This is a genomic window from Sphingomonas sp. BL-S-28, from assembly GCF_055521515.1.
The window spans coordinates 269,519-289,480 of the sequence record NZ_CM145483.1 but is presented as its reverse complement, the minus strand read 5'-3'; the positions used below and the strand labels follow the sequence as shown (position 1 = coordinate 289,480).

Sequence of the window (19,962 nt, the reverse complement as noted above, 5' to 3'; positions counted from 1 at the left end):
ATTTCACGATCACGCAAATATGGCTAAATATTGCTACCCAATAACCTCGAAAATGCACAAACAAAAAAGGCGCCTATGGCACAACAGCCAAGACGCTTAGCAAATATATCATTCGCCAGGTTTTAGATTTACTGCATTATCGCAGCAGCTAGATTGTTCTTGACACCTCCCGTTGGAGTTCGGGCCGGCGGTAAAGGCCGTGACTGGCCCGCTCGACATAGCCGTGCTTCACAAGCAAGCTGAGATGGTAACAGTTCAAACCCGCCTTGCTGAACTGCGCAGTCGTAACGAGAGACCTCCCTCCGAACAGCGCCGTGGCCTTGGCCACCGTGTCGCCGTGTACCAGCTGGCGTTTGCTTCCCTTGCGCAGCTGGCTTTCAGCGGTAGGCTGATCACTGTCCGCATCTTGCGAACAGGCCGCATATTCTATTTCGAAGCACGGATTAGCGGACGCATGTTCCTCGCGCACCATAGGGCGAGGCGGAAGCCGCCGGCCGGCATCGGCCAGTGTATCGGCGCATCGTTTCAGGGCCCGCTGAAAAGGGCTCGTGATCAGCCAACGTTCGGACTGCAACGGGCGCTGCATGGCGGAAATGCGATAAACGATCATATTTTCATCGATGCTCGCAAAGGCGGCGCCCGGCGAAAAAACCGTCAGATCGTTTGCGCCGGCTTCCATCGCCAGCTCTGCGAAAGCGGCATGCACGCTTTGAGGTAGATTGTCGTAGGCACGACGCTCGGCCGAATAGGATTCACCGTCCGGGAACATTGACCTGCGCAGAAGAAAGACCACACGGCGCTCGCGAAACGCGAAGGAACCGAGCGGGAAGACCATCAGCCCTCGAGAATGTCTGCCAGACATGGTGCTTCTCACCGCAGCCGGAGCGCAGGCGCAAAGGCGCTCAAACAAACCAGTGCTGGATGCAGAATTTTCGAGAGCGGAAATTCCATTGGCCTTGAAGTCCGAGCGTCAGTCGATCAATTCGTTACCAGACTGCCCCCGATGCACCGTGAATGCGGCCATTCAGATTGGGTTTAACTTTCAAGCCTGAGTTGATCATCAAGCGGCTGATCTCGCTGGAGGCATAGTGCTCCCCTTCCCGACGGCTTCGTCAGTTCAGCACGTTTTGCCCCGCACGCAACAGGGCTGGTTCCACCGCATTTGCCGAACCGGCGGCAAGTTACAGCACGGACGTTGGAGAGTGGGTATCGAGATTAGCCTCCACACCGCGAAAAGGCATCAGACGGTCAAGGGAAAGCTCAGAACAACACTGAAACCCGGCTCGCGAAGGTTCAAATCCGCTCGTCCGCCGTGCGCCTGTGCAATTGCACGAACCAAACTCAGACCCAGGCCATGCCCCGGACTTGAACGGGACTTTTCGCTGCGCGCAAATCGCTCGAACAGGCGCGGACCTGTATCCTCTGCTACTCCCGGTCCATCGTCAGCCACGGCGATCTCTATAGCGTCGGTGACGCGTGCGCCCGTCAACCGAACAGTCGTACCGGGCGGGGTATGCCGAAGCGCATTATCGAGAAGGTTGGCAACGGCCTGACTGACAAGGCGATGATCGCCTGTCATTTCCAGGCCGGTGGCGATATCGACCTCCAGAATGCGCCCGCTGTCTTCCATGTCGGGCCGGTAGCTTTCGACCATCCGCTCCAGAAGGCCCGACAAATCCACCTGATGGCGCCGCATGCGGTCGGAAAGCCCTTCGATCTCCGCCAGACGCAGCAGCGCCGCGAACAATTCGAGCAGATCGGTGGCTTGCGCCTGCGCATCGCTCAGAAGGCGTGCGCGCACTTGGTCGTCCGGCTCCCGCGTCGCCTCATCGAGCTTGTTATGCAGCCGCGTAAGCGGCGTGCGCAGATCGTGGGCAACATCGCTGGAGACCTGGCGCAGATTTTCCATCAGTCCCTCGATCCGATCCAGCATGTGGTTCAGCGTGCTGGCCAATCGATCGAATTCGCTGCCGGAATCGTCCCGAGGAATGCGGCGCGCCAGATCGCCGCCAATGATCGCCTGCGCCGTGGTATCGATCCGGCTGAGCCGTCGCCGCGTCACCCAGCCGATCACAAACGCGGCGCCAAGCCCCAGAGCCAGCATCGCCGCCAGCGAACCCGCGAATAGGGCGGCCAGCGTGTGGTCGATCTCATCAAGGTCGGCACGATCAGCGGCGACGACCAGTGTTCCGCCCCGAACCTGCGTGGTCAGCGCCTGCGCCACACCGCCCTGTCCCCGCGTTCGGTAATGTAGAAACTCCTCGAAACCCGTCTTGCCCGGCACGGTCGCATCCAGCGATCCCGCGACGTGTGCCCCATTCGCGTCCACCAGCAGATAAAACGGACTGGCGGCAGAACGCGCCGCCTCGCGCTGTCGGATCGCGGCCGTCAGCGCGGAGAGCCCGCCGCCCTTCGCTTCCGCCAGCAACCCGGCGGTTTCGGCGGCGATGCGATGGTCGAGTTGTTCTTCAAGCGCCTCGTGCGTGACTTCGTAGGCAATCGCGCCAATAGCCAGCGTCGCGAGCGCAAACACCAGCGCGACGATCCCGACCAGCCCCGATGTGGTTCTCCAGAGCCTGCCCAGCATCACCCGGCCCGGATCATGTAGCCTGCGCCGCGTATGGTCTCGATCGCGTCCTCTTCGAACCCGGCATTGAGTTTGGTCCTGAGGCGGCTGAGATGGGTTTCGACGATATTGGTCTTGGGATCGAAATCGAAATCCCACACCCGTTCCAGCAGCATCGTGCGTGTCATCACGCGCCTGGGATTGCGCATCAATTCGGCAAGCAGCGCGAATTCGCGCGGTTGCAGGACCACCCGCATGCCCCCGCGCTTGACGGTGCGGCGATGGAGATCGAGCACGATGTCCCCCACCGTCAGAACATGCCCCTCCACGCGGGCCTGCGGACGGCGGCCCAGCGCATTGATCCGCGCCGCCAGTTCCGAGAATGCAAAGGGCTTGACCAGATAATCGTCGGCTCCGGCCTCCAGTCCATCGACGCGGTCGGCAATGCCGCCGATGGCCGTCAGCATCAGCACCGGAGTCGCGTCCGCCGCTGCCCGCAGCGCCTTGAGCAGCGAGAGGCCGTCAAGACCGGGCAGCATCCGGTCCATGACGATGACATCGAAGCCGCCGCCGGTCGCCTGAAACAGCCCGTCCCGCCCGTCGCCGCTCAGCACGATGGCGTGGCCCGCTTCCTCCAGCCCTCTGGCGATGAAGCGGGCAGTTTCTTCGTCGTCTTCCACGATCAGGATTCGCATCGGGCCAGCCTAGCGCGCCTGAGGGGCCGTACGCCAGCCGCCGCCAAGCATCCGGAACAGCGTAACTTCCGCGCGGGCGACGGCCAGATCGCTGCGCACTTTGGTCAGACGTGCGCTAGCCAGACCACGCTCGGCATCGACCTTGAGCAAAGCGTCGGCATCACCCAGACGGACGCGTGCCGATGCGCGGCGGGCATAAGCCTGCGCTTCGATCACCGCTTCGGTGAGATCGCGATTGCGCCGCTGCTCGGCATCGTAGGCGGCAAGCGCGGTCTCGACTTCGCGCAGGGCCTTCAGAACCGCGACGTCCCAACCGGCCAGCGCAGCGCGTTCCGCTGCGCGCGCCTGCGCCAGTTTCGCCCGCGCCGGGCCCTGATTGGGGAACGCCCAAGTAACCAAGGGTGAAAGGGCCGCATCGAAACCACCCGACAGCAGGCCCAGCGCGCCGCCCAGATTGACGCGCGGATAGAGATCCGCGCGCGCCACTCCGATCCGCGCCGTCGCGCCTGCAAGCTTGCGCTCGGCTTCGCGTATGTCCGGGCGGCGGAGGAGCAGCGCGGTGCCGTCTCCGACAGGCGCGGGCGATGTCAGGCGCGGCGGCGCAGGGCATTTCAGGCTGTATCCGCGTACCTCGGCAGGCGGGCGCCCCTGCAGCGTGGCGATACGATAAAGCGCATTGGCACGTTCCGCATCGAACGGCGCGATTTCCGCGCGCGAGGACGATGCCAGAGCCGAAGCCTGCGAGACTTCCAGCGGCGAGACCTCACCCGCCGAAAGCTGCTCACGAACCAAGGAAAGCGAGCGAGCCTGCGCGGAAGCGACCGCCCTCGCCTCGCCGATGGCCTGCGTTGCGGCGCAGAAATCGACATAGGCCTGCACGGTATCGGCAACGACCGCCACTCTCACACCGTCGAACGCGGCCTGCTGCGCATCCGCATCGGCACGGGCAGCAAGAGCGCCGGAGCGCAGGCGGCCGAACAGGTCGATATCCCAGCTTGCGGTGGCAGCGATGTCCCAATCGCTGGCCGAAACAGAGGCGGCGCTGGGCTGGTTGCTCGGATCGTCAACGGCCAACGCGCTTTCGAGCGTCATGGCAGGCAGGCGCGCCGCCTGCGCTTGCCGCAGCGCCGCGCGCGATCCTTCAAGGTTGGCGTAAGCCACCCGCAGGTCGGCATTGGCGGCAAGGCTGGCCGCAACAAGCGCATCGAGCGCCGGATCGTCGTAGAGCCGCCACCAATCCTCCGGCACCGGGGCGAGCGTCGCCACCGGCAGGTTCGCGAAGGAGCCTGTTGCGGCAGGCGGAAGGTCCGGGCGAGGCGGCTCGGCCACGGTCATGCAGCCACCCATGGCAAGCGCGGCAAGCGCGATGCTCCAACGGATCATGCCGGCATCTCCCGTCCGGCCACCGGCCGTGCGCGGCGCTCCGCGCCGAAGCGGGCATAAAGCGCGGGCATCAGGAACAGGTTCAGCACCGTCGAGGATATCAGCCCGCCCAGGATGACGATGGCCATCGGATGCTCGATCTCATGCCCCGGCGCATTGCCGGCGACGATCAGCGGAACCAGCGCCAGCCCTGCGCAGGCGGCGGTCATCAGGATCGGTACCAGCCTCTCCTCGGCTCCGCGCAGCACCAGATCGCGGCCGAACGCCATGCCTTCCTCGCGTTCGAGGTGGCGATAGTGCGAAAGCAGCATGATGCCGTTGCGCGCGGCGATGCCGATCACCGTCACGAAGCCCACCAGCGATCCCAGCGACAGCACGCCGCCCGTCAGCGCCACCGCCATGACCCCGCCGACCAGCGCAAACGGCAGGCTGACGGCGACCAGCGCGGTAATCCGGCGCGAGCGGAACTCGATCCACACGAGCAGCAGCACGCCAACCAGACAGAGCGCCCCGGTCGTCCAGAGCCGCTGGCGCGAGTCCTTCAGCGCCGCGTATTCGCCCAGCACTTCGGGATGATAACCCGCCGCGAAGGGCACTTTGGCAACCGCAGCCTCGACACCGCGCGCCACCGTGCCGAGATCCGCACCCGATACGTTCATCGTCACATCAAGGCGGCGCTGGCCGTTCTCGCGCTTCACTTCGTTGGGCGCGGGCACCACTTCCACATCGGCCACGTCGGACAGCCGTACCGGAGCCTCTGCGGGTGACTGGATCATCAGATCACGCAGGGCGTGAATGTTGCCGCGCACCGCAGGTTCACCCCAGAGCGCGACGTCGAACGCCTTCTGGTCGCGGTAGATCTCGCCCACTTTCTGCTGCGCCACCAGCGTCTGCGCCTGACGCCGCACCTCGCCGGCAGTCAGGCCCAGCCGCGCAAGATCCTGCGCGCGGGGGCGGATGCGCAATTGGGGCACCATGACCTGGCTTTCCAGCTTGAGGTCGGAAACGCCCGCCACGCCAGCCACGGCATCGCGAACCCGCTGTCCGGCGGAGCGCAGTTCCTCCTGATCGGGGCCATAGATACGCACGACCACGGTGGCGCCGGCACCGGTTAGCACTTCCTTGATCCGTTCACGCAAGTACGTCAGCACATCGCGGAACAGGCCGGGATAGCCGTCGATCACGCTTTTGATGCGGGCGACCGAGGCATCGTAGTCGGCATTCTCGTCAAGGCTGATCCACAGTTCGGTGAAGTTGGGGCCGACCACTTCATCTGCCTGCTCGGCGCGGCCGATATGCGCGCCGAAATTGCGCACGCCGGGGATGGCGCGCAGTTCCTTGGAGGCCCGCATGGTGATGCGGTCCATCGCTTCGATCGAAGTGCCGGGCTTCTCCACGAAGTGCATGAGGAAATCGGTCTCGCGGAAGTCCGGCAGGAACTGGTCCTTGAAGCTGGCATAGCCAATCCCGCTGAGCAGGAGCCCGCCCGCGACCACGCCAACGGCGGCCCCCGAGCGCGTGACTATGCGCGGCAAGGCAGCGGAATAACCGCGCTTCAGCCAGCGCACGAAGCGGGTATCGCGCTCCTCCTGCATCGGCGCATTTGGCAGCAACAGAAGACACATGGCCGGGGTCACCGTGAGGGCGACAAGCAGCGAGGCAGCAATCGCCAGCACATAGGCGACCGCCAGCGGCTGGAAGAACGTGCCTGCAACGCCGCCGAGGAAGAAGATCGGCAGGAACACCAGCATGACGATCAGCGAAGCGAAAACGACAGCCGAGCGCACTTCGAGCGAGGCGGCCAGAACGACCGCAAAATCGGATTTCGGCGCGCTCGCCTCACGATTGAGCCGCAGGCGGCGGGCAATGTTTTCCACGTCGATAATGGCATCGTCCACCACTTCGCCAAGCGCGATGACAAGGCCCGCGATCACCATGACGTTGATCGTCGCACCGCTCCACAGCAGCACCAATCCGGCACCCAGCAGCGAAAGCGGAATCGCGGTGAGACTGATCGCCGCCTGACGCCAGTCGCGGGTGAACAGGAACAGCACGGCCGCGACCAGCGCGCAGCCGGTGAGCAAGGCGCGGGTCAGGTTGTCGATCGAGCGTTCGATGAAAGTAGCGGGTCTGAAGATCGTTGTGTCGACCTTCACGTCCTTTAGACCCGGTTTCAGTTCCGTCAGCGCAGCCTCGACCGCGCGGGTCAGTTCCAGCGTATTGACGGTCGGTTGCTTCTCGACGATCAACATGATGCCGGGAACGTCGTCGATGATGGCATTGCCGATCGGCGCGGCGTGACCATCGATCACGCGGGCGACATCGACGATCCGGACTGCCGCACCGCCGGACTGGCGCACCACCGCCTGCCCCAGCGTGGCGGCATCCTGCACCATGCCCGTCTGCTGGACGGCAAGGCGCTGGTTCGGAGTATCGACGAAGCCGCCGCCGCCCACCAGCACGGCATCACCTGCCGCCACACGCACTTCGGCCAGTGTCACGCCTGCCGCACGCAGCCGGTCGGGATCGACCAGAACCTGAAGCTGCCGGTCCCGCTGCCCCCAGACCGCGACATTGGCCACGCCCGGCACGGCCATGAGCCGGGGCCGGATGGTCCAGCGCACTAGCTCCGAAAGCTTCATCTGATCGAGCTTCGTGGACGTCAGCCCGATCTTCATCGCCCGGCTGGTGGAGGACAGCGGCGGCATCAGCACCGGCTGACGCGCGGCCAGCGGCAGCCGGGCCTGCACTTGCGCGATACGCTCCCCCACCATCTGGCGCGCGCGCACGACATCGGTCCCGCGCGCAAACAGGATCTGCACCGAGGACAGGCCCAGCACCGACTTGGAACGCAGCGTCATCAGGTCCGGCACACCGTTCACCGCCGTCTCGATCGGCACGGTGACAAGGCTTTCCACTTCCTCGGTGGAGAGGCCCGGCGCCTCCGTCTGGATTTCAACCATGGGCGGCGCGAATTCCGGAAAAACGTCGAGTGGCACGTCCCGTCCGGCTCGCACGCCCAGCACGACCAGCAAGGCCGCAAGCGCAAGCACGAGGACGCGCTGCACCAGCGCGAAGCGAACGAGACCGGCCAGCATCAGTGTGCCGCCCCGAATTCGGTGCCGAACAGTTCCGCCGCACCGACCGTGACGACCTCGGCGCCCGCTTCCAGCCCTCGCGACAGCAAGGCCATGCCCGCGTTTTCAGACGCGACTTCGACGCGCTGCCGCACAAAGCTGTCCCCGGCCACCCGGCGATAGACCCATTCCCCACCGTAAATGTCGCGTACCAGCGCCGAGGACGGGACCGACAGGCCCTGCGTGCGACCGGCAAGCGGCAGATCCAAGGCCACGCGCTGGCCGACCCGGAAGCGGAGATCGCGATTGTCGAGCGCGTAGTAGAGGTCCACCGTTGCCGCCGCGCTGTCAGCGGAAGGCGGTGCCTGTACCGGACGGGCGCTGCGGGGGGTGGCATCTCCGCCAAGAGGCCGGATCATGGCAGATGCGCCACGTGAGATAGTGGCAAGGTCTCCGGCGAAAACCGAAGTCCTGACCCATACCACCGCTCGTTCACCCAGACTGCCGATCGCAGGGCCCAACAGCGCCCGCTGCTGGCGGGCAGCGACGGAGGCCGCCTGCGCCGCGGCAAGGGCCGCCGCCGCCTCGTCCCGCGCGCGGATGCTGCCGGCTTCCTCACGCACGAGATTTTCGGCTCGAGTCAGGGCGATCCGGGCCAATCGTGCCTGTGCTTCCGTTCGTGCCACTTCTCCGTCGGCGGCAGCCTGCTGCGTACCGATCTGCTGCAGGTTGGCCAACGAATTGGTCGGCACACCGTTGGCACTGGTTGGCGGAACCACGATCTCGCCGGACAGGTGCCGCACCTGACCAGCGGCAGCGCTGGCGACTTTGACGGTTTCGATTCCAAGCCTGCGCTGCGCATCGTGCGTCAGCGTGAGCTTCAGCAGTTCGCTTTCGTGGGCAACCGGCTCCGCATGAGCGGGCGAAATCGGCTTTTTCGCATCGGTTTCACCGCAGGCTGAAAGGGCGATGGGAAGGGTGAGATAGACAAGCTGGCGCATGCCTGCGGCCTACCAGCCGTCGATTGGGGCAGGCTGGAAACAACTATACAATTTCCCAATGTACGACGGAAAAATGCCGTTTCGGCGATTGATGCCGCGCTCAATGCAATCGATTCTATTGCAAATAATTCGCAACAGCATTAATCGCAGCGATCAAGAGGGTCGCAACAGGGATTTTTCCGAATGTCAGATTATGCCGTGGGCCGCCGCGCCCACTCGTTCACGCTTGCCTGGGTTCTGGCGCTGGGCGCCGCACTGCCGCAATCCGCTTATGCTGAGGAGTCAGATGCCGCTTCCGATCCGGTGAAATCGTCCGAAATCACCGTACTCGGTCAGCGCAGCGAAGACTACAAGGTCGAGCAGCTCACCACCGCCACCCGCACCGGCACGAACCTCATGGACGTGCCGCAGTCGATCCAGTTCGTGCCGCGCGATGTGATCGACGACCAGCAGATCCTCGACCTGACCAGCGCGCTGCGCAACGTCAGCGGCATTCAGGCGGGCACCAACGCAGGCAACCGCTCGGAAAGCTTCACCATCCGCGGTTTCCGCTCGTCGTACTACGCGGTCGACTCGATCATGCTGAGCCCGGCGATCGAAACCAACGACAGCTACCGCGACATGGCCAATATCGAACGCATCGAAGTGCTCAAGGGCCCGGCCTCGGTGCTCTACGGGCGCGGCGATCCGGGCGGCCTGATCAACATCGTCACCAAGCAGCCGCGTTTCGAACGGGGCATGAACTTCTCGGTACAGGCCGGCAGCAACAATTTCGCGCGCGGCCAGATCGACGTGACCGGCCCGGTCGATGCGGGCAAGACGCTGGCCGTCCGCTTCATCGCCGCCGCCCAGACCGGCGACACTTTCCGCGATATCTTCGTGCCTTATCGCCGCCAGTTCCTCTCCAGCTCGGTGCTGTGGGAGCCGGACGACAAGACCCGCGTGATCGCCAGCCTGACTTACGCGCACCAGTATAACCAGACCGACCGCGGCATCGTTGCCACCACCGACGCGGACGGCGATCTCGTCGTCGATCTGCCGCGCACGCGCTTCCTTGGCGAGAGGTGGGCCACCACCGAATCCGACCGCTACGAATTCAATTACCGCATCGAGCGCGAACTGACCGACTGGCTGACCATCCGCCAGATCGGGCACTACGACGAAGGCAAGCTGGACCTGTTCGGCATCAACTACGGCAACAGCGTCACCACGAACGCCGCTACGGGTGCCCGCACGATAACCCGCACCGCCGTCGAGCAGCACGAGAACAACCACAACTACGACGCGCAGGCCGACATGGTCGCCCGTTTCGGCACTTTCGGCATCAACCATACCGTGGTGCTGGGCGGCGAATACGTGAAGTCCTACCGCTTCCGCACTTTCGCCCGTGCAACGCTGGCAGCCATCGATATCGACAATCCGGCCTATGGCGCGACGCCCGGGACATTCGTGCCCGCGGCCGATCGCAAGGTGCAGGCCAAGTCATGGTCGGGCTACTTCCAGGACCAGATCGACATCGGCGATCACTTCAACCTGCTGGCCGGCGTGCGTTATGACCATGCGCAGCAGTCCGACTTCGGCACCACGCAATATGCCTCGGACGACAAGGCATGGTCGCCGCGTGTCGGCCTGGTCTACAAGCCGATCTCGAACGTTTCGCTGTTCGCCGACTTCACCCGCTCGTTCCAGTCGAAGCCCGAGCCGACCATCGACGGCAAGCCGATCGATCCCGAAAAGGGCAAGCAGTACGAAGCCGGTGTGAAGGCCGAACTCTTCGGCGGTCGCCTTGGCACCACTCTCGCGGTCTATCAGCTGACCCGCGAGAACGTGACGCAGCAGGACCCCAACAACGTTGGCTACAACATCAATGCCGGCGTGCAGCGTTCGCGCGGCGTGGAGCTGGACATGTCCGGCTCGATCAGCCCCAGCGTGAAGGTGATCGCCAACGGCGCCTACACCGACGCGACGGTGCGGGAATCGACCGACTACGCCCGGGGCAACAAGCTGATCGGCGTCCCCAAGTGGAGCGGCAGCGTGTGGCTGACCTGGGAACCGACCGATGGCCCGCTGCGCGACTTCGGCGTGGGCGGCGGCGTGTTCGCGGCCAGCAACCGGCAGGGCAACCTTGAGAACACCTTCTCTATCGGCGGCTATACCCGTCTCGACAGCAGCCTGTGGTACAAGCTGGCCGACAAGGTGCGCCTGACGCTCAACGTCAAGAACATCACCAACGACTACTACATGGAATCCTCGGTTTCCCGTTCGCAGGTCGTGCCGGGCGAAGGCCGCAGCTTCCTCGTCGGCCTGAGTGGGAGCTTCTGACAATGCGAGGGGCACTTGCCGTCGCCCTGCTGCTGGCAGGCGCCATGCTTCCTGCCTCCGCCCAGGCGGCGGAGGCAGGAAAGATCCTGTTCCTGATGCGCGCGGACCCTCCGGGCGGCTCGGCCGATCCGCAGGTGAGGGTGCATCTGGAGCAGCTAGGCTACACGGTCACCGTCAGCGAAGGCCTGCCGGCGATGCCCGATCCCTGCGGGTTCGATCTTATCGTGATGTCCTCAACGGTGCGGTCCAACCAGTTCACCGCGCAGCACCGGAGCGTCGAGCGCCTGCGCGACATGGGCGTGCCGCTCGTTACCTGGGAAAACGACCTGCTCGACGATCTGTGGATGACTGGCCTGCGCCGCGATGCCGACTTCGGCGAACTGGAGGCGGGCCACTACTTCTGGCTGGTGCGCGCGCCCCATCCGATGGCGGCGGGCGTTCCGGCCGGGCTCGGCACCTGGACCGAGGCACGCACACCTGCCGGTTGGGGCAAGCCGGGCCTTGGCGCAGATGTGATCATGACCTGGCCGGGTGAACCGGACAAAGCCACGCTGTTCGGCTACGAAGCCGGTGCGACGATGGACCACGACCACCTCGCCCCGGCCCGCCGCGTCTTCATCGGCATGGAAAACAACAGCTTCTCCCGTATGACCGATACCGGCCACAAGCTGTTCGATGCGGCAATCGCCTGGGCCAAGGCCGGACGCAAAAGCTGCGGAGCGAAGAAATGAATCGGATAGGCAGCATCGCTTTTGTGGTCGCCGGGCTGCTGCCGTTCTGCGCCTCCGCGCAGGAAGGCCCGATCCCCGAGCCGAAGCCGCTGGTGGCCCGTTACAGCACGCAGGACGGTCACCTGACCATCGGTGGCGGCCCTGAAGCCGAACAGGTTGCCGCCGTTCTGGCGGACAGATTAATCGCGCGCATTTCCGGCCCGACCGGTGCGATTCCCTTGCTGACGCAGGGCACCGTGCTGTTGGCCGTGCTTCCGCGCGAACTGACGCCAATCGAAAGCGCCGCTGTCCGGCGCTTTTCCGGCGGAGCGTCGCTTGCCGTGCCGATTATGCAGGATCTGCGCGTCTACGTTCGGCGCGACAAGACGGGTGCGATCGACGCTAAGGTTTTGCCGATCCTCACCGCCCTGCTTGCGGATGGCGGACAAACGGCGCTGGCGAATTCACTGTCGCTTTACAAGCCGCTCACCCCGGCAGAACTCGACGAAACGCGGCGGCTCATAGCGGCTCTTCCCACTGCGACATATCCCGAGGGGCCTGCCGGCTATCGTGCGGCCGACGGCAGCATGGCGATCGTAGGCAGCGACACGCTGACCGAACTGCTCCCCGATCTGCTGCAAGCCTACGCCCGCCATGCGCCGCAAGACCGCTTCACCACGGACTTGCGCGGATCGTCGACGGCAATGCCTGCGCTTACCGCAGGAACCAGCTTGATCGCCCCGATGGGGCGCGAGGCCTGGGATAACGACCTTGACGCATTCCGTCAGGTGAAAGGCTATGCCGCCACCCGCATCCGCATCGCCTATGCCAGCCACGGCCCTCGCCCGGATGGCAAGACACCGCCTGCCATCTACGTGAATGCGGCAAGTCCGCTGAAGGGCCTCTCCATGGATCAGGTCCGGCGGGTGTTCGCTGCCGGAGCGGAAGGCGGCGACATTGGCGACTGGAGCCAGTTGACCGGCTCGCCGGGGCCGATCCACGTCTACGGCGCGCGTGATGACGGCGGTTTCGGCACCGCCATGCGCCAGTCGAAGCTGGACGGCCTCCCGTTCAGCGCCCGCTACCGCGCCATGCCGAGCGGCAAGGCAATCCTCGCTGCAGTGGCCAACGATCCACTCGCGATCGGTTATGCGACATGGATAGACGCGGGCGATGCCCCCGCCGGGGTCCGCGTGGTGCCACTATCGAAGCGACAGGGGCTTCCTTACGTGTTGCCGGAAGCGGGCCCGCATCGCGGCGAATGGCCGATTTCCTACTTCTTCAACGTCTATGTCGACAAGCGCCCCGCCACGCCGCTGACGGACGAGGCCAAGCGCCTGCTGCGTTTCCTCCTCTCCGACGAAGGGCAGGCTGTCATCGCCCGTCACAGCAGTGAAGACGATGGCTATGTGCCGCTCGACAAGGCCGATCTGGCTGCCGAACGGACTCTCCTCGAAGCGCGTTGATGGGAGGCCCTCATGCAGGAGTGCTCCATTCACGTTCTGGGCAACATCAGCCGCACCTGCTCCGGTATGGTCGGCATTACCTGCTGATATTGCAGCACCAGCCCAGCGATAATGGCGATGGCCAACGGTTGCTGGATGCCGAAGCCCTGCCCGATCGCCAACGCAAGTGGCGCAAGGTCAGGATTGCGCCCAATGCCGCCGTGGAGCGGATTTGTCCCGCCGCTCGAAAGCGGTCATTCGTTCTGACTGGCCTCGTGCCCCTGCGGCGAAAAAAGCTGCCTGACGGCAGATGCCCCCATTCCAGTCGTTCCCCGACCGCTTTGATGATCCCAAAACAGGCCCGTCAGCTTTCCGGTCCTGGCCCAAGAGGAATGACTGGATGAAGAGCAGTCGATGACAAGATCATCGCTGACAGTAGGTGTGTGATCCACGTCCGCGACCAGTCCGAGGGGATAAAGTATGTGAATGTCGCAACCCAAACAGTCGGCGCCTATCCATTCCACCGCATGGCGATACTACGCGACGACCGTGCGAGAGGCGGCCCAGCGGATCTCCAAATTGGGGGAAGCCGGGTCCGAGTTCAATCGGCAATCCGAACGATGCCCTGTATCCCCAGCATGGCTTCGCACACTGCATGGCGTTCGAGGATGGCTTCGACATGAGCGTTCCGCCCGCTGGTTAGCGATTGACCCGGTTTGCTGCGGGTCCGATCACCAGATTCTGCAAAGCTTGCACAATTGTCGAGACAGGATAATTCGGACCCTGATCCAGCCACCAGGCAAGGACGTCGAAGACGCCGTGCGCAACAAACGTGGCCGCCAACGCAGGCGGCATATCGGCGCAGAAAGTCTCGAGATCCAAATCCATCCCGATGATCGAGTGAGTAAATTCGTTTCTCATGGATGTTGCCGCTCCATGTGTGAGCAGCAGCTTCCAGAGGTCGCGTTTCCCGTCGACAAGCGCGCAAAGGTCTCGCAGGTCGCCGGCATTGTCAGAACTGACGATTGCCGAACGGATATGCTCGATGACGAACCGAGTCTCATCACCTGCGATGTCGGCGAGCAAAGCCTCTTTCGAGGCAAACTGCCGGTAGAACACCGGCACGGTCACTCCGGCTTTGTCCGCAATGCCTGTGATCGCGATATGCTCAAGCGGAGAGGATTTCAGCAGGTCGAGAAATGCGCTGCGCAAGGCATGATATGATTTCGCGACCCTGAGATCCTCAAACCGGCTCTTTTGCTCGTTGCGGCGGTGGCGGCTTGCATGTGCCGGCTGCGCGGTGGATTTGTCAGCTTGATCGACGTTTTCCGCCGGACTCCGAAATGCTTTCACGGCGATATGGCCACCCCATCGCCGCCTTTGCCGGCCGCATACCGTCTGACGACTTTTCCTTCTGCTACCTGCACTTCCGCTACAGTGTCCCGGCCGGTTTCCGCCACGAGAACTCGATCATCAGAATCGGCAAAAATCGCCGTTACCTGAATCGCATCGACCGCCCCGCTCACGGAAATTGTGCGCAGCAGCTGCCGCCGAGGCACAGAGTAGATACCGAGCGTTCCGGCCCCGATATTTGAGCTGACCGCGGTCTTGCCATCTCGGCTCATCACAACTCGGATCGGCACCGGGTCCGCGGGCAGAACGGCGAGCGTTTTGCCTTTTGCGATGTCGACGACACGCAGGCGCGGCGCCGAGTTATCGCCAACCCAGAGTTCCGTGCCATCTCGGCTGACTGCCAGCCCCTCCGGGTTACCACCCACTTTGAGATCAGAGCGCTTTCGCATTGCACGAAGGTCGACGATGCTGACCGTCCCGGCCACAACATTGGAAACATAGGCGGTCCTGTGATCGGGAGAGAGGACCACCATATGCGATCCCGCCTGCTCAAGGGCTACGGACTGCAAGCTGGCATCAGTCACATCCACAACAACCAGACTGCGCGACTTTTCAGCAGCAACCACAAGGCGCTGGTCCGAAATCCAGGCGATCCCGTGTGGCGCTTTGCCCGGCGATATGTCGATAGTCTTGATGTGCCTTGCTGTGCGGGCATCGAACAAGTCGATTGTCGAGCCACCATAGGCGGCGACGGCTGCAACTTTGCCGTTTGGCGAGATGCTCACCTCGTGAGGCGAAGGTCCGGTCGGCCGGCGAGACCATTCCTTTCCCGTCTCCATATCGATGAAGCTCGCGGTGTTCTCTCCCTTGTTGGCAACTATCATCGTTCGGGCGAGCCCCGTTACGCTTCCTGCAGCCAACGGAAGGACAAGGCCTGCGGCAAACACACGCAAAAAAGGTCCCAAGCGATATCTCCAGCTAGCGGAGCCGGCCACCGGGCTGCCGGCTCCTTCATTGGATCACTTTTGAGCCGGGACCTTCGCGAGTTCAGCGTCGACCTTTGCGAGCACTTCATCGGTGACCGTGTCGGCAGAGTATGACTGAATCTGCTTCAGGGTCATGCCCCGCGCCATCTCGATCTGAGGGTTGCTCACCAAATCCGGGAGATACTTCGTGAGAATGACCTTGGTTGCCGGATTGTCCAGCAGAGTGCCGATCGAGCTGGTCGAGGTCGAAAAGGCCCCGGCTGGTGCCGAGGCTGTAGCGGGCTCGGCGGCGTTGACCGACAGCGGCGCAGCTACGGCGAGAGCGAAGGTTCCGGCGGTCAAAATCTGACGAAGCATAAGTTAAATCCTCTCTTCATTGATATCATCCCGATCCAATTCGATCAGGCATTGACCCTTTTTGCTCGGCCTAGCGTGGCAACCAGCTACCTGCTTGCGCTAACCAGCATTTTTGCGTCACACACGATGGGATGGCCGAGAACAGCAAACCGAATCGCAAGTTGGGCGACACAGTATCGCATAAAACCGAGCCGCTGGCATCATCTAGATCGACCCACGCGCGTGCTTTGCGATCAGGCAAGGCACTGCAGGAAGCCATGTTGGCCCTGCTCCAGCGCAAGCCATTCGACCAGATCAGCGTCCGCGACATCTGCGCCGAAGCCAAGGTCCACTACGCCACGTTCTTTCGGCATCACGAGACCAAAGAAGCGCTGCTCAATGCCATCGCCAAGGACGAAATCGCGCACCTCAACCAGCTGACTCTGTCGATTCGCAATGCCGAAAGCTACGAGGCCGGGTTTGAAGCCTTGTGCGCATACGTCGCCGACCACCGCGCTCTTTGGGCAATCCTTCTCAACGGCGGTGCCGGCAGCGCAATGCGCGAGGAATGGCTGCGGGTCTCCATGGTCGTGGCAAAAAGTGAGAAGCCCATCAACGCCTGGTTGCCTACCGAACTTGGCACGATCTGCGCCGCCACGCTCATTGCCGAAACGCTAGCGTGGTGGGTCGGCCAACCCGAAGAGGCCTACAGCGTCTCCGAAATCGCCAAGATCCTCTACCGACTTCTTTCGACCTCAATCATGGCGCCGGATTGAGTTCTGCGTAGGTACCAGGGTCAGCAACCGCTCAATGGGCCGAAGAACGCGTACTGCTGAATCGTTCTGCCGGTCGTCGGCGGCCAGGTCGATAATGGGGGCCATGTACTGAGCTGCGAATATCATGCTGAGGATGGAAAAAGCGGCAAACTTGGGGGCACCCAGGTCGGAATTCCCGTAACGCTCGGCATCGTGAATGATGGGCAATACCGAAGCGAGAAACGGGCTCCAGATCTTTTCCAGGACGTATTCCTGCCGCTCTCCCGGCTCGGACATCTCGCCTATAAACAGCGGGGATAATTCCGGTATCTCTATGGTAAGCAACACGAAGTGCCGCAGCGCCGCACTGGCGCGATCGGGAAACGGCTGGGCCAGTGCGTAAGTAGAATCGATTGCGGCGCATGCCAAATCGACGCGCTCACCCAATTCATCGACCAGCGACCTCCACAATGCCAGTTTCGAGCCGTAACGATAGAGGATCAAGGTCGGTGCGATGCCCACCGATGCCGCAAGTTCGCGCAGGCCAACATTCTCGAAACCGCGTCGCGAAAATGCCGACAAGGCACAACGCTCAAGCTGCTTGAGATCGGGCCCCTGCCCTTTCCTTGGCCGCGCGCGTTCCCGACGAGAGACAGGACCGCTATTTTGAGTTCGCATTATGGTCCTCCCTGCTCGCTTACCTGTCAAAGCCAGGGGCTCCGCCATCACCGGAGCACATTGCAAATCCAAGGCCGGAAGGACTGCGGTTGGGAGATCCCACAGCCCTTCCGTTCGGAAGCTTCTTACCGCGAGCCGAATGCTGCCCGGAAGGTCACACCGAATTCACGCGGAGCGGTTACCGAGACACCCGCATAGCGGCTGCTGTAGACCGTCGATCCGATGCCCGAGACAGCGAAGGTAGGCGGGCGGAGATAGACGTCGGTGACGGAGGTAAACTGGGCCAGATCGTCCTGACTGATCAGCTTCGTCGTATCGAAGATGTTCTTGGCATAGACCGACACTTCCCAGGCACCATCCTGCGAGCGCAGGCCGCCGAACAAATTGACGATGCCGTAAGCCTTTACATCATCGTAGGGGTTGTTCGGATCCGTCTTGGATTTGCCCTTCCAGCTAAACAGCCCGCGCAAATAGCCATCCATCTTGTTGCCGACGGGCAGAGTGTACTCGGCCCTGAACACGCCCGACCATTCCGGCTGGAAGGTCGCCGATTGTCCGCCGCCGGGACATTGCGCCACGCGCTCATCGCCGTAAGCCTGCTCCATTTGCGCAAGCGTGGGCGTGACCGTATCGGGAACCCCATCCGAACCCACAGCCCCGGTCTGGTTGTTGAGTGCATCGGTACAGGCCAGCAGGGCATTACCGATGCGGCTGCGCGCGAAGTTGACCGTAGCGCCCAGGTTCCAGCGCGATGTCGGCGTGAACGCCAGTTCGGCCTCGACCCCGTTGACCTTGATCGGCACTGCGCTCACGAAATTGAAATTGCCGATCGTCGGCGCGCCCGCCGAGTTGATGTTGATGTAGGCAATACCTGCACCGCCGGCCCGGTAGGGATAGTTCTTGTAGTCCTGGTGATAAGCAGTGAGGTTGAACTGCAGTTTGCGGTCAAACCAATCCGACTTCAAACCGATTTCGTAGGACTTGGAGCTTTCCGATGGCAGCGAGATATGGGCAACTTCGTTGGGCGTGTAATCGGCATGGGTGAAGTTGCCGATGGCCACGACAGGAGGGCGCCACGAACTGCCGGTCGAAGCATAAATCATCAGCCCCGGCGTGAAGCGGTGCTTGATGCTGGCGCTGTAGATCGTGGTGTTTTCGTTGACGTCCGATTGCGTGCCGTTCTGGCGCGTACAATCGCCTGCAGCGTACATGTCCGGCGTACAGCTGATGAACAGCCCGTCCCGATTATCGGTGAAGTGTATGCGCCGCAGTCCGCCCGAAAGTTCGGTGGATTCGGTCAGATGGAATGTCAGGTTGCCGAAGAACGAGTCTTCCGTCGGAGTGCCCTTCGCAATGTAGATGGGCGTGTCGGTAACGCTCGGGGCCGCGATCGGAATGCCGAGACCGGCAAGACGGAGCTGGGTGATGCTGAGATCGCTTAGATTGGTCTGCGACGGGACCGAGTAGCGGAAATAGCCCACCACATAGTCGAATAGCCCTGCGACCCGATCAAGGTTCTGCAAGCGCACTTCGTGGCTGCTGGTCGTCCCCTTGGTATCCGCGATCTGTGCGATCTCGAGGTCAGGGAAGAAGTTGGCAAGGTCGCGCACGCCGTAGCTGTGGTATTTCTGAGACGTAGCCGAACCCACGTAGATGAGGCGCTGCCCCAGGAAGTCCACTTCGGCGTTCCAGTTGTAGAACTGGAACTTTTGCGTGGTCGTGCTTGGGCGTGACTGGACCGAAAGCCGGTCGCTCAGGCCGATCTCGCCATAGTCAGGAGCACCGACGCTGGGCACATAATCGGGATCGTACTGGCTGACGGACCGCACCTGATCGAAGCGGGTCCCGTCATTCTGCATGCCTTCGTACAGGAAGCCCAGGCGAAGCCACTGGATCGGTTCGAAGCGGACCGCTGCGCGGATCGCATTGGTTTCGCTGCGCGGCTTCTCGTCGCTGTTCACGCTTGTCACGCGGTTACCGCGATCGAAGCTGTGCAGTCCTGCCACGCGTATACCCAGTACATCCGCGATAATCGGAATGTTCAGAGCAGCATTGAAATTGGTTGCGGAAGCCGAACCAAGCGTTCCGGCAACATAGCCCCCTGCTTCAACGAGGTCAGGCTCTCTCGTGGTCACGGTAACCGAACCGGACGGTGTCGAGCGCCCCCGCAACGTGCCCTGCGGACCGCGCAGCACTTCGATCTGCCCAACGTCGTACATCGTCTGCATGACGAAGTTCGACGGTACGGGAGCATCGTTGCGGTAGTACTGGATCGTGCCGTTCTCGGCGCTCACGTTCACGTCATGATTGACCCCGCGGATCGAGGACGAGGTTCCGATGCCGTTCGCATTGGGCGTGAGCTGAAGACCAGGGACAACCGAACTGATTTCGGTGAAGTTGCGGATGTTCAGCTTGGAGATCGCATCCGCAGTAACGGCATTCACCACCAGCGGCACGTCCTGCAAGCTCTCGTCGCGGCGCCGAGCCTGAACGATGATCTCATTCACCGCCGTTGCGTCAGCCGGTTCAGCAGGCGCCGCCGAAGTCGCATCCTGTGCAAACGCCGGTGCGGCCATGGCCAGCGTACTCACTCCAACGAATATGAGCGCATTCTTCCTACGCATCGAATCCCCTTCCCTACCTGATATTTTCTAT

Annotated in this window: 16 protein-coding genes; 4 read left to right on the top strand and 12 right to left on the bottom strand. The window is 62.8% G+C overall.

Translation table 11 applies throughout. The features are described from left to right. Window positions 1–148 precede the first annotated feature (148 nt). The 6 genes from ACZ1JC_RS01230 to ACZ1JC_RS01205 form a co-directional block, all read right to left on the bottom strand. The gene (locus ACZ1JC_RS01230; RefSeq protein ID WP_465139720.1) at window positions 149–835 is read right to left on the bottom strand and encodes a type IV toxin-antitoxin system AbiEi family antitoxin domain-containing protein; all 687 of its coding nucleotides are present in this window, start codon (window positions 833–835) and stop codon (window positions 149–151) included. Between the two features lie 405 nt (window positions 836–1,240). Then, complete coding sequence (locus ACZ1JC_RS01225) at window positions 1,241–2,587, bottom strand: sensor histidine kinase (protein WP_465139721.1); 1,347 nt, start codon at window positions 2,585–2,587, stop codon at window positions 1,241–1,243. Further along, window positions 2,587–3,261, bottom strand: coding sequence for a response regulator transcription factor (locus ACZ1JC_RS01220; RefSeq protein WP_465139722.1), 675 nt, complete (start codon window positions 3,259–3,261; stop codon window positions 2,587–2,589). Before ACZ1JC_RS01220 ends, ACZ1JC_RS01225 begins: the two co-directional genes overlap by 1 nt. A 9-nt stretch (window positions 3,262–3,270) precedes the next feature. After that, entirely contained in the window at window positions 3,271–4,644 is a 1,374-nt protein-coding gene (locus tag ACZ1JC_RS01215) for an efflux transporter outer membrane subunit (RefSeq protein ID WP_465139723.1), read from the bottom strand. Beyond that, on the bottom strand, window positions 4,641–7,742 hold the full coding sequence (locus ACZ1JC_RS01210; RefSeq protein ID WP_465139724.1) for an efflux RND transporter permease subunit: 3,102 nt from the start codon (window positions 7,740–7,742) through the stop codon (window positions 4,641–4,643). The genes ACZ1JC_RS01215 and ACZ1JC_RS01210 overlap by 4 nt, the downstream gene beginning before the upstream one ends. Further along, entirely contained in the window at window positions 7,742–8,722 is a 981-nt protein-coding gene (locus ACZ1JC_RS01205) for an efflux RND transporter periplasmic adaptor subunit (protein WP_465139725.1), read from the bottom strand. Before ACZ1JC_RS01205 ends, ACZ1JC_RS01210 begins: the two co-directional genes overlap by 1 nt. Window positions 8,723–8,905: 183 nt before the next feature. On the opposite strand from ACZ1JC_RS01205, the gene ACZ1JC_RS01200 reads away from it, so the two are divergent. The 3 genes from ACZ1JC_RS01200 to ACZ1JC_RS01190 are packed head-to-tail and all read left to right on the top strand — an operon-like array spanning window position 8,906 to window position 13,220. Next, a complete protein-coding gene (locus ACZ1JC_RS01200) occupies window positions 8,906–11,044 on the top strand; it encodes a TonB-dependent siderophore receptor (RefSeq protein ID WP_465139726.1) in 2,139 nt (712 codons plus the stop codon). A gap of 2 nt (window positions 11,045–11,046) precedes the next feature. After that, window positions 11,047–11,775, top strand: a complete 729-nt coding sequence (locus tag ACZ1JC_RS01195; protein WP_465139727.1) for a hypothetical protein — start codon at window positions 11,047–11,049, stop codon at window positions 11,773–11,775. Then, on the top strand, window positions 11,772–13,220 hold the full coding sequence (locus tag ACZ1JC_RS01190) for a PstS family phosphate ABC transporter substrate-binding protein (protein WP_465139728.1): 1,449 nt from the start codon (window positions 11,772–11,774) through the stop codon (window positions 13,218–13,220). The genes ACZ1JC_RS01195 and ACZ1JC_RS01190 overlap by 4 nt, the downstream gene beginning before the upstream one ends. A 29-nt stretch (window positions 13,221–13,249) precedes the next feature. Here ACZ1JC_RS01190 and ACZ1JC_RS01185 read toward each other — a convergent pair whose 3' ends face one another. The 4 genes from ACZ1JC_RS01185 to ACZ1JC_RS01170 all read right to left on the bottom strand — a co-directional run bounded on the left by ACZ1JC_RS01185 (window position 13,250) and on the right by ACZ1JC_RS01170 (window position 15,895). Next, window positions 13,250–13,381 (bottom strand): hypothetical protein, encoded by a 132-nt coding sequence (locus ACZ1JC_RS01185; RefSeq protein ID WP_465139729.1) that lies wholly within the window; start codon window positions 13,379–13,381, stop codon window positions 13,250–13,252. A gap of 517 nt (window positions 13,382–13,898) precedes the next feature. Next, window positions 13,899–14,552 (bottom strand): TetR/AcrR family transcriptional regulator, encoded by a 654-nt coding sequence (locus ACZ1JC_RS01180; RefSeq protein WP_465148480.1) that lies wholly within the window; start codon window positions 14,550–14,552, stop codon window positions 13,899–13,901. After that, the gene (locus ACZ1JC_RS01175) at window positions 14,549–15,517 is read right to left on the bottom strand and encodes a YncE family protein (RefSeq protein ID WP_465139731.1); all 969 of its coding nucleotides are present in this window, start codon (window positions 15,515–15,517) and stop codon (window positions 14,549–14,551) included. Before ACZ1JC_RS01175 ends, ACZ1JC_RS01180 begins: the two co-directional genes overlap by 4 nt. Before the next feature lie 54 nt (window positions 15,518–15,571). Then, window positions 15,572–15,895, bottom strand: coding sequence for a hypothetical protein (locus ACZ1JC_RS01170; protein WP_465139732.1), 324 nt, complete (start codon window positions 15,893–15,895; stop codon window positions 15,572–15,574). Between the two features lie 131 nt (window positions 15,896–16,026). Between ACZ1JC_RS01170 and ACZ1JC_RS01165 the strand changes: the two genes are divergently transcribed. Beyond that, window positions 16,027–16,650, top strand: a complete 624-nt coding sequence (locus ACZ1JC_RS01165) for a TetR/AcrR family transcriptional regulator (RefSeq protein WP_465139733.1) — start codon at window positions 16,027–16,029, stop codon at window positions 16,648–16,650. Here the strand turns inward: ACZ1JC_RS01165 and ACZ1JC_RS01160 are convergent. Further along, on the bottom strand, window positions 16,630–17,307 hold the full coding sequence (locus tag ACZ1JC_RS01160; protein WP_465139734.1) for a TetR/AcrR family transcriptional regulator: 678 nt from the start codon (window positions 17,305–17,307) through the stop codon (window positions 16,630–16,632). The two genes, ACZ1JC_RS01165 and ACZ1JC_RS01160, sit on opposite strands and share 21 nt — an antisense overlap. 125 nt (window positions 17,308–17,432) lie before the next feature. Then, window positions 17,433–19,931 (bottom strand): TonB-dependent receptor, encoded by a 2,499-nt coding sequence (locus tag ACZ1JC_RS01155; RefSeq protein ID WP_465139735.1) that lies wholly within the window; start codon window positions 19,929–19,931, stop codon window positions 17,433–17,435. Between the last annotated feature and the right edge of the window lie 31 nt (window positions 19,932–19,962).